Below are 10,758 nucleotides of genomic sequence, written 5' to 3' on the forward strand. Positions count from 1 at the left end.
ACCATGTTGCCGCTTGAGGGATTGACCGTCATCGCCGTCGAACAGGCGGTCGCCGCGCCGTTCTGCTCGTCGCGCCTGGCCGACGCCGGCGCCCGTGTCATCAAGATCGAGCGGCCCGAAGGCGATTTCGCCCGCGGCTACGATGCCGCGGCGAAGGGTCAGAGCAGCTATTTCGTGTGGCTCAACCGCGGCAAGGATTCCGCTGTGGTCGATCTCGCCACCAAGGAAGGCCGCGCGCAGCTCGAAGAGCTGATCGCGGGCGCCGACGTGCTGTTGCAGAATCTCAAGCCGGGCTCGATGGACAGGCTCGGCTTCTCGCGCGAGCGGCTGCGCAAGGACTATCCGAAGCTGATCATGTGCACCATCACAGGCTATGGCGACACCGGCCCCTACGCCGATCGCAAGGCCTATGATCTGCTGATCCAGGCCGAGAGCGGGCTGGCCTCGATCACGGGCGGACCGGAAGGCGCCTCGCGTGTCGGCATGTCGATCGTCGACGTCGCGACCGGCGCCACCGCGCATGCCGCGATCCTGGAAGCGCTTATCGGGCGCGGCCGCACCGGGGATGGCGCCGACATCCGGATCTCGATGTTCGACGTGATGGCCGACTGGCTCACGGTGCCGCTGCTCAACGCCGAGGACGGCAAGCCGCCAAAGCGCATCGGCCTCGCCCACCCCTCGATCGCGCCCTACGGCGTGTTCCGCTCCAAGGACGGCAAGGAGATTCTGATCTCGATCCAGAGCGAGCGCGAATGGAAGACGCTGTGCGCCAAGGTGCTCGATCAGCCCGCACTGCCCGATGACCCGCGCTTTGCCACCATGGTGGCGCGGGTGCATAACCGCGCGCTGACCGACCAGATCGTCGGCGACGCCTTCGGCCGACTGACGCGCGAGGAATTGCTGACAAAACTTGCCGCGGCCGATATCGCCTTTGCCGAGGTCAACAGCATGGAAGACCTCGCCAGGCACCCGCATCTGCGCCGCATCGAGGTCGACACGCCGAACGGCAGGGTCAGCTATCCGGCGCCGGCCGCGATCGTCGTCGGTGAAGACAGGCATTACGGCAAGGTGCCTGCGATCGGCGAGCGCAGCAAACGCTCTTAAGAACATCTCCTGCACGGAGCAAGACGCATGAGCGACAAACTCGACCTCGATCATCTCCGCCAGTGGATCGGCAAGACCACGGAAGCCTCCGACATCGTCACCAAATATCTGGTGATGGGCCTGCGTGCGACGTTGTTCCAGGAGATCGGCGAGCCGAAGGCGGGCGACGCCGCGCCGTGGACCACGCATTGGTGCCTGGCGCAGCCGGTGTTTCCGATGTCGCAGCTCGGCCCCGATGGCCACCCGACTCGCGGCGGCTTCCTGCCGCCGGTGCCGCTGCCGCGCCGGATGTGGGCCGGCGGCGAGCTGGAATTCGTCGATAGCTTGCGGATCGGTGACGAGGCCAAGCGCGTCTCGCGCATATCGGATGTCACGGTGAAATCGGGCTCGACCGGCACGCTGTGCTTCGTCTCGGTCAACCACGAGGTGACGACCTCGCGCGGCATCGCGATCCGTGAGCGGCAGGACATCGTCTATCGCGAGATGACGAGCACGCAAGGCGCCGCGCCCGCCAAGGCGCCGCCGCCTCCGCCGGCCGCGCAACACCGCGAGAGCCATGTCTCGGACCCGGTGCTGCTGTTTCGTTACTCGGCGCTGACCTTCAACGGCCACCGCATCCATTACGACCGCGACTACGTCACCAAGGTCGAGGGATACCCGGGGCTGATCTTCCATGGCCCGCTGCAGGCCGCCCTGATCGTCGAATTCGCTGCCAAGCTCAAGGGCGGCAAGGCGCCGAAGACATTCGCCTATCGAGGCGTGCAACCGCTGTTCGAAGGCAGCGAATTCTCGGTCAATGCCAACGACAAAGACGGCGGCTTGGAGCTGTGGACCGCGAATGCCGAGGGGCAGCCGACCATGAAGGGCACTGCGAGCTGGTAGGCCAAGCGCCGACGCAACAACAGCTTTCGCGAAAGCGTCGTATCCCCTACTGTGCCGCGATCAATCCGTCAGGTCGCAGATCATGAGTCGTTTCTGGAGTCCCCTCGTCCACACTTTGTCGCCCTATGTGCCCGGCGAGCAGCCGAAGCGCGATGGGCTGATCAAGCTCAACACCAACGAAAATCCCTACCCGCCGTCACCGCGCGCGCTGGCCGCGATCGCTTCCGCGACCGAGCGGCTGCGCCTCTACCCTGACCCGCACGCGACCGCGCTGCGCGAAGCGATCGCGGCCCGCACCGGCGTGGCGCCCGACGAGGTGTTTGTCGGCAACGGCTCGGACGAGGTGCTCGCCCACACTTTCCAGGCGCTGCTGAAGCACGATGCGCCGCTGCTGTTTCCGGACATCACCTACAGCTTCTATCCGGTCTATTGCCGCCTCTACGGCGTCCATCACGAGGTGGTGCCGCTCGACGATGCGATGCAGATCCAGCCCGCCGACTACCGGCGGCCCGGCAGCGCTATTCTGCTGTGCAATCCGAACGCGCCGACCGGCGTCGCGCTGCCGCGCGCCGCGATCGCCGCGCTCATTGCCGAACATCCCGATCGGCTCGTCATCGTCGACGAGGCCTATGTCGATTTCGGCGCCGAGAGCGCCGCGTCGCTGGTCAAGCGCCACGACAATCTGCTCGTGATCCAGACCCTCTCCAAGTCGCGCGCGCTGGCGGGCCTGCGCGTCGGCTTCGCCATCGGCCAGCGGCCGCTGATCGATGCACTGGAGCGGGTCAAGGACAGCTTCAACTCCTATCCGCTCGACGGCCTCGCACAGGCGGGCGCCGCCGCGGCCATCGCCGACGACGCATGGTTTACCGAGACGCGGGGGCGCATCATCGCGAGCCGCGAGAAGCTGACCGAGAGCCTGACCGCACTCGGCTTCGACGTGCTGCCGTCACAGGCGAACTTCGTGTTCGCCCGCCATCCGGGCCACCGCGGCGCCGATCTCGCCGCGGGACTGCGCGAGCGCGGCGTGCTGGTGCGGCATTTCCAGAAGCCGCGGATCGCGGATTTTCTCCGCATCACGGTCGGGACCGAAGACGAGTGCAGCCAGTTGATCGCGCTGCTGCGCGAGCTGCTCTGATCACGCCGTCACCAAGGAGCCCCACCATGCCGTTCGTTCGCATCGACCTGAGGCGCGGCAAGTCCGCCGAATACCGCAAGACATTGGGCGAGATCGTCTACAAGGCGATGATCGACCTGATCAACGTGCCGCTGAACGACAAATTCCAGGTCATCACCGAGCACGATCACGGCGATCTCAACCATGCCGACAGCTACATGGGCAATGATTACAGCAACGATGTCGTCTTCATCCAGATCACGCTGAACGCCGGCCGCACCGTCGAGATGAAAAAGGCGTTCTACAGGCGGATCGTGGACGACTTCCAGAGCGAGCTGCAGGGACGGCCGGACGACATCGTCATCAACCTGGTCGAGGTCGCCAAGGAAAACTGGTCGTTCGGCCACGGCATCGCCCAATACGCGACGTGATCCTGCGCTGATTGCAAGCCGCGCCGGCGATGGCGCAGCTTGCGATCGATCCCGACAACACGCATAGTGCAGGCGGTCCGGCAACGACAACCAGCAGGGAGACGACCAATGAGGACGCTCGCAGCCGCGCTGTGCGCGCTCGCGCTGATCACGACCGGCGCACAAGCGCAGACGTTGAAGGACTTCATGGCCACCGTCATGAAGAAGTGGACCGCGCCGTTCGAGCCGTTCCAACTGGTCGGCAACATCTATTATGTCGGCACCGACGGGATCGCGGTCTACATCATCAAGACGTCGCAGGGCCTGATCCTGATGGACACTGCGATGCAGCAGTCGACCGGCATGATCAAGGACAATATCGCCAAACTCGGCTTCAAGGTCTCGGACATCAAGATCATCCTCAACACCCATGCGCATCTCGATCACACCGGCGGCTTTGCCCAGATCAAGCAGGAGACGGGCGCGCAGCTGATCGCGGGCGAGCGTGACAAGGCGCTGCTCGAAGGCGGCTACTATCCCGGTGACGAGAAGAACGCCGATCTCGGCTTCCCACCGGTCAAGGTCGACCGCACCGTCAAGGAAGGCGACACCGTGACGCTCGGCGAGGCGACGCTGACGGCGCACGCGACGCCGGGTCATTCGCCCGGCTGCACCAGCTGGGAAATGACCGTGAGCGACAGCGATCAGGACCGCAAGGTGCTGTTCTTCTGCTCGGGAACGGTGGCGCTGAACCGGCTGGTCGGCCATCCGACCTATCCCGGCATCGTCGACGACTACCGGTCGACCTTCGCCAAGGTGAAGGCGATGAAGGTCGACGTGCTGCTCGGGCCGCATCCGGAAGTCTATGGCATGCAGGAGAAGCGTGCGGCGATGAAGGACGCCGCGGAAAATCCGTTCGTCAAGCCCGGCGAGAACGCGACCTATGTGTCGGCGCTCGAAGCGGATTTCGACAAGCAGCTCGCCAAGCAGACCGCGGCGCTGGACAAGCCGAACTAGCGCGCCGGTTCCGCGCTGCCGCCGTGCCGCTCGCAGCCCGTTGCGGCCGGCGCTGGAACGCATTGCATGCTCATGCGTTCCCCGCCAAACGGGAGGATGCCATGCTCAGGGGATGAACAGGTCGCGGTGCTCTGCGATATCGCGCAATCCATCGCCTTCGCCGACGACATGCATGGCGAGGTCGACCGGCTCATCCGGGAAGGATATGTCGCCAAGGACGGCGACCTCTACGAGCTGACGCCCAAGGCGCAGAAGGTGTTGTCGGATCGCGGCGCAGGCCTCAACGAAGCCTGACATCCATCCTCCGCCCCTGCTTGACATTGCGCGGCAATCCATCGACAGGTGGATCGCTTTTCCGCGTTCGCTCTCCTGCAAATCGCGGAAGCCAAGACGCCAGCTGCCAACTCACAGGCCATGGGGAGCCGCGCCCAATGTCATCCCGCAAGCCCGCCGCAACGAACAAGACCGTCACCGTCAAGGACGCCACTTTCGGACTGTTGCGCGCGTTCGGCGTCAAAAAGGTGTTCGGCAATCCCGGCTCGACCGAACTACCGTTCCTGAGCGATTGGCCCGACGACATCGACTACGTGCTCGGCCTGCAGGAGGCCTCGGTGGTCGGCATGGCCGACGGCTATGCGCAGGCGACCCGCAACGCCGGTTTCGTCAATTTGCATTCGGGCGCCGGCGTCGGCAACGCGCTCGGCAATATCTACACCGCGCATCGCAACCAGACGCCGCTGGTGATCACGGCCGGGCAGCAGGCGCGCTCGATCCTGCCGCTGCAGGCGTTCCTGTACGCCGAGCGCGCGTCCGAATTTCCACGTCCCTATGTGAAATACAGCGTCGAGCCGGCGCGCGCCGAAGACGTGCCAGCCGCGATCGCGCGGGCCTATTACGTCGCGATGCAGCCGCCCTGCGGACCGACCTTCGTCTCGGTGCCGATCGACGACTGGACCCATGCGACCCAGCCGATCAACGCGCGCCAGGTCAGCCGCGAGCTCGGGCCCGATCCATCAGCAATGCAGGCGCTGGTCGCCGCGCTTGCCGACAGCAAGCACCCCGCGCTCGTCGTCGGCCCGGGCGTCGATCGTGCCGCGGCCGTCGACCTCATGGTCAAGGTCGCCGAGAAGACCAAGGCCTCCGTCTGGGTCAGCCCATTCTCGGCGCGTTGCTCGTTTCCGGAACGCCATCCGCAATTCGCCGGCTTCCTGCATGCCTCGCCCGGCCAATTGTCGGATGCGCTGCGCGCGCATGATCTGGTCCTCGTGATCGGTGCGCCGGTGTTCACCTTCCATGTCGAAGGCCATGCCGCGATCTTCGATGGCGCGAATGCGATCTTCCAGATCACCGACGATCCGGACGCGGCCGCGGTGACGCCCGCGGGCCATAGCATCGTCGCGACCATGAAGCCGGCGCTGGCTGTTCTGCTCGACATGCTGCCGGAGACCGCGCGCGCGGCTCCTGCCGGCCGCACGCTGCCGCCGGCGCCCATCGCGGCCGATCCGATTCCGGTCGAATACGTCCTGCACACGCTCTCGGCCATGATGGGGCCGCAGGATGTGCTGGTGGAGGAAGCGCCGTCCCACCGGCCGGCGATGCAGAAGTTCATGCCGATGCGCGGCCAGGACAGTTTCTACACCATGGCGAGCGGCGGCCTCGGCTACAGCCTGCCGGCCGCGGTCGGCATGGCGCTCGGCCGGCGCGAGGGACGCACGGTCTGCCTGATTGGCGACGGATCCGCGATGTATTCGATCCAGGCGCTGTGGACCGCAGCCCAGCGCAAGCTGCCGCTGACGGTCGTCGTGCTCAACAATTCCGGCTATGGCGCGATGCGCTCATTCAGCCAGGTGATGCAGGTCCGCAACGTGCCGGGCCTCGATCTGCCCGGTATCGATTTCGTCAGGATCGCCGAAGGCATGGGCTGCGACGCCACGCGGGTGACGACATCGGCCGAACTCGCGAAGGCCTACCAGCGCGGCCTGTCGCACCAGGGCACGAGCCTGATCGAGGTGATGGTGGATTCGGCGGTGCCGCTGCTCTACGCGAAGAACGGCTGAGGCGCGCAGGATGGGTGGAGCGCAGCGATACCCATCAATTTGTACCCGCGGTTAGGACGATGGGTATCGCTTCGCTCCACCCATCCTACGAGCTACGAGAGCGCGTCTTGATGCTGCAGCGTCGGTGCAAACGGCTCCGGCACTTCACAGCCGGTCGCGCAGCAGCGGCCGGGCTGCTTTGAGACGCGGCGGCCCTCGTCGGCGAGGCCGCGGCCAAGCAGATTCTCGACCAGCTCGGCTTTTTCCATCACGGGATAGTTGCGCCAGATCTCGCGCTTCATCGCCTCCGGCGAGCCGCCGCCATGCAGCGAGATCACGGAATACCAGCCGGCCTCATGCGACACGGTGAGGTCCTCGATCAGCCGCGCCACCTCGGCGCGCTGCTCCGCCGGAATGTCGGGACGGCCGCCCATGACCGCGGCGAGCGAGGCGCGCGTTTCCGGATTGTGATCCTCGTCCGGCCCCGGCAGCGCGACGATCAAACCGCCCGACACGTAATGCGCGACGCGGTGCATGTCGTAGATCTTGGTTGCCAGCAGCAGCTTGCCGATGTTCGAGAACACCGCATCCGGCATCACCGAGCCGGCGGGATCCCTGGTGCAGTACACCGAAGATGCGACGCCGCAGGCGTAAAAACTCTCGGTGATGGTGATCAGCTCGACCATCGCCTCGCGAATATGTGCGTGCTTCTCGGCATCCAGCCCGTTGGCCTCGATCATCAGCGCGCCGGCACCGATCAGGAGATCGCCGAAGCCGGCGCGGGCGCCGATGCAGGAATGCCGATGATGCGTGGCATAGGAGGTGGTGAGGAAACCGCCCTCCTCGGTTTCGCCCGCCAGGAAGATGCGATCGTGCGGCACGAACACGTCATCGAACACGACGACGCCGACCGACTGGCCGTATTTCGCCGAGAATTTCGCCGCGGCCTCGCCGGGCCGGCCGGCGGGTCGCGCGATGATGGTGACGCCGGGCGCATCGACCGGCACGGCGCTGCACACCGCAAAATCCTTGTCGTCGGGTGCGTGGGTGCGGCACGGCATCACCAGGAATTCGTGCATGTAGGGCGCTCCGGTGACGATCGCCTTGGTGCCGCGGATCACGATGCCGTCCGCGCGGCGCTCCCTGATGTGGACGTAGACGTCGGGATTGGCCTGCAGGCCCGGCCGCTTCGAGCGGTCGCCCTTGGCGTCGGTCATGGCGACGCCGAGCGTGAGATCCTGGTCCTGCACCTCATGCATGTAGTTGAGGAAGCGCTGGCGGTAGTCGGTACCGTGGCGGTCGTCGGTGAGCCTCGTCGCCTGATAGAGGCCGTTGAGCGCATCATGGGTGAGATAGCGCTGGGCGCAGCCCGACGTCCTGCACACCAGCCGCACCGCCTCGAGCTTGTAGAGCAGGTCCTGCGAGCTCTCGTTGATGTGGAGCATGCGGTTGACGGTCTTGCCCGAGGTGCCCTGCCGCGCCGTCATGATCGGCACATGCTCGGCCCGGTGGGCGAAGTCGTAGGTGACGCCGACGCCGGCGACGCCGGGCGCCAGCAAGGGCTCGTCGGCGACGCTCGCGATCGCCTCACCGTTGACGAACACCCGCGGCTTGTAGCGGCGCAGGGATTCCCGGTAGTCCGCAGCCGTCATCAGCATGGCGATACTCCCTTGCTCATTTTTTCTAACACTGTTAAATTATCTAACAGTGTTCAAATCGAGTCAAGACGGGATTGCCCGCCGATGCAGATGCGCGAGAGCCGGAAAGAGGCGGTCAGCCGCCACAAGCGGGAGCTGATCCTCGACGCCGCGCGCAGCGTGTTCGCGGAAGAAGGTCTCGAGGGCGCCAGCCTGCGGGCGATCGCGACCCGCGCCGGCTACACGCCGGCGGCGCTGTACTTCCACTTCGATTCCAAGGAAGCGATCTATGCCGAGGTGCTGCGGCAATCGCTGGCCTCGCTCGGCGAAGCCGTCGGCGCGGCGGTCGCGACGACGCGCGGCGCCAGGCAAAGACTGCACGCCGCCGGCATGGCGTTCTTCCGCTACTACGCGGACAACCCGCGCGACCTCGACCTCGGATTCTATCTGTTTCGCGGCGGCATGAAGCCGGCCGGGCTCGGCCATGACCGCGACCACGCGCTGAACACTGCGTTGGAGGCGGCGCTGCATCCGATCGCGGAAGCCGCGGAGGCGCTCGGTGCGTCCAGGGCAAAGGCCAACACCGTGATGGTGGACTGCTTCGCGCACGCCACCGGCCTCCTGCTGTTGCTGCACACCGGCCGCATCAGGATGTTCGGCGCGTCAGCACCCGAATTGATGGACGCCTATCTGCGCGAGAAGATCGCGCAACTCGGCAAGGCGTGAGCCCGCGCCCACGTGAGGAAGCCACCGGCGGAAGGGTTCCCTCCCCCCTTGCGGGGGAGGGTTAGGGAGAGGGGTGCCACACGACGTGCTCTCTCGACGTGGGTCTCAACGACGTACGCGATCGAGATTTGCGAGGGCGAGACTCACATCAATTATCTCGCCCGGGGCCACCCCTCTCCCCAACCCTCCCCCGCAAGGGGGGAGGGAGCCCGATGTGCGTGCTCACCTTACGCAAGTCACGCGCGCTTCGCCTCTCACTTCCCGTAACTCTCGCGCATCTTGGCCTGGATCTTGGCCATGCCGCCGATCCAGCGGTCGTAGTTCTCGGTCTTCTTGCGCATGTAGCCGAGCACTTGGGGGTGCGGCAGGATCAGGAAGGTCTCCTGATCGAGGGCCTTCAGCACATCCTGCGCGACCTGCTCGGGTGACAGATCGCCGTCGCCGGACTGCGGTCCCTTGGGAATTCCGCGCAGCATGTTGGTGTCGACGCCCTGCGGGCAGAGGATCGAGACCTTGATGTTGTCGGCGCGGTGCGAGATCGCGAGATTCTCGGCAAAGCCGACCGCGGCATGCTTGGTGGTCGAATAGGCTGGGCTGCCGACCTGCGACAGCAGGCCCGCCGCCGAGATCGTGTTGAGGAAATAGCCGCCGCCGCGCGCCTTCATGCGTGGCACCAGATGCCGCGCAGCATAGACATGCGCCATGACGTGGATCGCCCAGCTCCGCGACCACGGCTCGTCCGAGCTGCCGCCGGCGTTCACCGAGAGCGGATCGAAGCCGCCGCCGATGCCGGCGTTGGAGCAGAACAGCGCGATCGGGCCGAACATCCGTTCGGTCTCCTCGATCACATGCAGGATGTTCTTCTCCTGACCGACATCGCATTTGAACGCGGCGCCGCCCGCTGATGCTGCGACCTTCTCCGCCGCCGCATGATCGAGGTCCACGACCACGACCTTGGCGGCGCCGGCGGCATGGAACGCCTCGCACAGCGCCTTGCCGATGCCATTGCCACCGCCGGTGACCACCACAACTTTACCAGCCACCTGCATGGCCATCCTCCCGGAATCTCAGAGCGCTCGGGATATGATAGCCCATTCGCCGCGCTTGGCGAGAACTTCAACTCGCCAGCACGACGTCGAACACGGCGGTGTAGTGGCAGGCGGCGCCGAGCAGCACGAAACAGTGCCAGATCGCGTTCTGGAAGCGCAACCGCCGCCAGGAATGGAAGATCACGCCCAGGCTGTACAGGATGCCGCCGGCGAGCACGAAGCCGAGCGCGGTCGCCGGCAGCGTCTTCACCACGGCGTCGTACAGCATGACGCCGCTCCAGCCCATCGCGAGATAAAGCCCGATCGAGAGCCGGTCGAAACGGCCGGGATAGCGCAGCTTGAGCCAGATGCCGAGGATCGCCACGCACCACACGCCGGTGAGCAGCGCGATCGCCAGATAGCTTTCCTTCAGTTCCACGATGAACGGCGTATAGGTCGCGGCGATCAACAGATAGATCGCCGAATGATCGAACCGCCGCAACACCCATTTGGCGCGCGACACCGGCCAGAGGTTATAGGTCGCCGACAGGACAAGCATCGCCAGGAGCCCGGCGACATAGACCGACACCACGGCGACGTCGAACGGTCCGGCATAGACCGCGGTCAGCACGATCAGCGCGGTTGCGGCGACCAGCCCGAAGCAGACGCCGATGGCGTGGACCACGCCGTCGGCGATCAGCTCGGCACGGTCGTAGTTCCACAGCGCGGCGCCGGCCGCGTGGATCGAGGTCGAGGCCAGTTGCTTCAAGCGAAAAACCGTCATGCCGGGACGCTTTCCTCTGC

11 protein-coding genes are annotated in these 10,758 nt (G+C 65.7%); 8 read left to right on the forward strand and 3 right to left on the reverse strand.

From position 1 onward, the window contains the following. The first annotated feature begins 3 nt into the window (after positions 1-3). The 7 genes from IC762_RS28235 to mdlC all read left to right on the forward strand — a co-directional run bounded on the left by IC762_RS28235 (position 4) and on the right by mdlC (position 6,584). Positions 4-1,104, forward strand: a complete 1,101-nt coding sequence (locus IC762_RS28235) for a CaiB/BaiF CoA transferase family protein (protein WP_195785442.1) — start codon at positions 4-6, stop codon at positions 1,102-1,104. Between the two features lie 27 nt (positions 1,105-1,131). Continuing rightward, positions 1,132-1,986, forward strand: a complete 855-nt coding sequence (locus IC762_RS28240; RefSeq protein ID WP_195785443.1) for an FAS1-like dehydratase domain-containing protein — start codon at positions 1,132-1,134, stop codon at positions 1,984-1,986. An 82-nt stretch (positions 1,987-2,068) separates the two neighbouring features. Continuing rightward, on the forward strand, positions 2,069-3,121 hold the full coding sequence (gene hisC / locus IC762_RS28245) for a histidinol-phosphate transaminase (RefSeq protein WP_195785444.1): 1,053 nt from the start codon (positions 2,069-2,071) through the stop codon (positions 3,119-3,121). A 26-nt stretch (positions 3,122-3,147) separates the two neighbouring features. Beyond that, on the forward strand, positions 3,148-3,531 hold the full coding sequence (locus IC762_RS28250) for a tautomerase family protein (RefSeq protein ID WP_195785445.1): 384 nt from the start codon (positions 3,148-3,150) through the stop codon (positions 3,529-3,531). 108 nt (positions 3,532-3,639) lie between these two features. Next, positions 3,640-4,527: a BJP family subclass B3 metallo-beta-lactamase gene (gene blaBJP / locus IC762_RS28255; protein ID WP_195785446.1), complete on the forward strand. Its 888-nt coding sequence runs from the start codon at positions 3,640-3,642 to the stop codon at positions 4,525-4,527. Positions 4,528-4,623: 96 nt separating this feature from the next. Next, the gene (locus tag IC762_RS28260) at positions 4,624-4,821 is read left to right on the forward strand and encodes a hypothetical protein (protein ID WP_195785447.1); all 198 of its coding nucleotides are present in this window, start codon (positions 4,624-4,626) and stop codon (positions 4,819-4,821) included. Between the two features lie 137 nt (positions 4,822-4,958). Next, a complete protein-coding gene (mdlC, locus tag IC762_RS28265) occupies positions 4,959-6,584 on the forward strand; it encodes a benzoylformate decarboxylase (RefSeq protein ID WP_195785448.1) in 1,626 nt (541 codons plus the stop codon). 92 nt (positions 6,585-6,676) lie between these two features. Here mdlC and IC762_RS28270 read toward each other — a convergent pair whose 3' ends face one another. Next, positions 6,677-8,221, reverse strand: coding sequence for a 4-hydroxyphenylacetate 3-hydroxylase family protein (locus tag IC762_RS28270; RefSeq protein WP_195785449.1), 1,545 nt, complete (start codon positions 8,219-8,221; stop codon positions 6,677-6,679). An 84-nt stretch (positions 8,222-8,305) separates the two neighbouring features. On the opposite strand from IC762_RS28270, the gene IC762_RS28275 reads away from it, so the two are divergent. Beyond that, positions 8,306-8,926 carry a TetR/AcrR family transcriptional regulator gene (locus IC762_RS28275; protein ID WP_195785450.1) on the forward strand — a complete coding sequence of 207 codons (621 nt, stop codon included), beginning with the start codon at positions 8,306-8,308 and terminating at the stop codon, positions 8,924-8,926. 254 nt (positions 8,927-9,180) lie between these two features. On the opposite strand, the gene IC762_RS28280 is transcribed toward IC762_RS28275, so the two are convergent. Together IC762_RS28280 and trhA are read right to left on the reverse strand one after the other, a co-directional pair. Then, on the reverse strand, positions 9,181-9,975 hold the full coding sequence (locus IC762_RS28280) for an SDR family oxidoreductase (protein WP_195785451.1): 795 nt from the start codon (positions 9,973-9,975) through the stop codon (positions 9,181-9,183). Between the two features lie 67 nt (positions 9,976-10,042). Then, positions 10,043-10,738, reverse strand: a complete 696-nt coding sequence (gene trhA, locus IC762_RS28285; RefSeq protein ID WP_195785452.1) for a PAQR family membrane homeostasis protein TrhA — start codon at positions 10,736-10,738, stop codon at positions 10,043-10,045. Between the last annotated feature and the right edge of the window lie 20 nt (positions 10,739-10,758).

Origin of the sequence: Bradyrhizobium genosp. L (assembly GCF_015624485.1) — a bacterium.
GTDB lineage: Bacteria > Pseudomonadota > Alphaproteobacteria > Rhizobiales > Xanthobacteraceae > Bradyrhizobium.

Bases quoted from the DNA above. Each gene is read 5' to 3' on its own strand.
- IC762_RS28235 (WP_195785442.1), top strand. From the start codon at position 4: ATGTTGCCGCTTGAGGGATTGACCGTCATCGCCGTCGAACAGGCGGTC.
- IC762_RS28240 (WP_195785443.1), top strand. From the start codon at position 1,132: ATGAGCGACAAACTCGACCTCGATCATCTCCGCCAGTGGATCGGCAAG.
- hisC (WP_195785444.1), top strand. From the start codon at position 2,069: ATGAGTCGTTTCTGGAGTCCCCTCGTCCACACTTTGTCGCCCTATGTG.
- IC762_RS28250 (WP_195785445.1), top strand. From the start codon at position 3,148: ATGCCGTTCGTTCGCATCGACCTGAGGCGCGGCAAGTCCGCCGAATAC.
- blaBJP (WP_195785446.1), top strand. From the start codon at position 3,640: ATGAGGACGCTCGCAGCCGCGCTGTGCGCGCTCGCGCTGATCACGACC.
- IC762_RS28260 (WP_195785447.1), top strand. From the start codon at position 4,624: ATGCCATGCTCAGGGGATGAACAGGTCGCGGTGCTCTGCGATATCGCG.
- mdlC (WP_195785448.1), top strand. From the start codon at position 4,959: ATGTCATCCCGCAAGCCCGCCGCAACGAACAAGACCGTCACCGTCAAG.
- IC762_RS28270 (WP_195785449.1), bottom strand. From the start codon at position 8,221: ATGCTGATGACGGCTGCGGACTACCGGGAATCCCTGCGCCGCTACAAG.
- IC762_RS28275 (WP_195785450.1), top strand. From the start codon at position 8,306: ATGCAGATGCGCGAGAGCCGGAAAGAGGCGGTCAGCCGCCACAAGCGG.
- IC762_RS28280 (WP_195785451.1), bottom strand. From the start codon at position 9,975: ATGCAGGTGGCTGGTAAAGTTGTGGTGGTCACCGGCGGTGGCAATGGC.
- trhA (WP_195785452.1), bottom strand. From the start codon at position 10,738: ATGACGGTTTTTCGCTTGAAGCAACTGGCCTCGACCTCGATCCACGCG.